1 protein-coding gene is annotated in these 823 nt (G+C 36.8%); it reads right to left on the reverse strand.

Translation table 11 applies throughout. From position 1 onward, the window contains the following. A partial coding sequence (locus tag L8X50_RS08205; RefSeq protein WP_318529827.1) for a flagellin hook IN motif-containing protein occupies nt 1–823 on the reverse strand: 823 nt, incomplete at both ends.

The following is an 823-nucleotide window of genomic DNA, read 5'->3' on the forward strand; positions in this document are numbered from 1 at the left end:
TTAGCTGCTATTTGACCATTTGTGCCTGTTGTAATAAATGCGGCAAATTGAGAATTACCTGCCGCCTGAGCAGCTTCTGCACTCATACCAAAAGCTACTGAAAATGCGGTTACAAAAGCAAGATTTCCCTCATAAACTTTAGAATAATCATTTCCACTTCCTATGGAAAATCCTGAACCTTGACTCATACCACCTTGTTCACTCATCCAAGCTGAAATAGTTCCATGAGTAACTATCATCTTGCCACCACCTTTGTAAGCATTAAAGCCCATAGCATCAGCTACATGGGTATCAATTCTTCCTTTTGACTCTCTTAAAGATACAGAAGCTTGAGAGATCATATCAGTTGCACCCATACCTATAGCAGAAAGATTGCTTCCTGATATTAAAATATCTTTACCATCATTTTTGATTAAAGATAAACGACCATAATTTTTATAATCTTGTTGTCTAATACCTGAACCAGGTCCAATACTACCATCTATTTCTATACCTCTACCATCTCTTGAGGTTAAAACAAGTCTACCATTAGCATCTCTTGAAGCTTCTACACCAGTGCTATCTTTAACTGAATTAATAGCAGCTACCAAAGAGCCATTTTGATCGCTATCTTGATATTCTATCTTACCTATGGTTACACCATTAATCTTAAAATCATCACTTGTAACACCGCCTTTTATAGGACCAACACCTGTGGTTTCAACTAAGAAATTTGCTCTAACCCCTGTGATATCAGAAACTCTATTAATCTCTTCAGCCAAAGCACCTATACCTGTTCCTACTGAAGTAGAAATCACTACAGGTTGGAATTTAAAATCATCTA

Origin of the sequence: Campylobacter sp. CNRCH_2013_0898h (assembly GCF_025772965.1) — a bacterium.
Classification (GTDB): domain Bacteria; phylum Campylobacterota; class Campylobacteria; order Campylobacterales; family Campylobacteraceae; genus Campylobacter_D; species Campylobacter_D lari_D.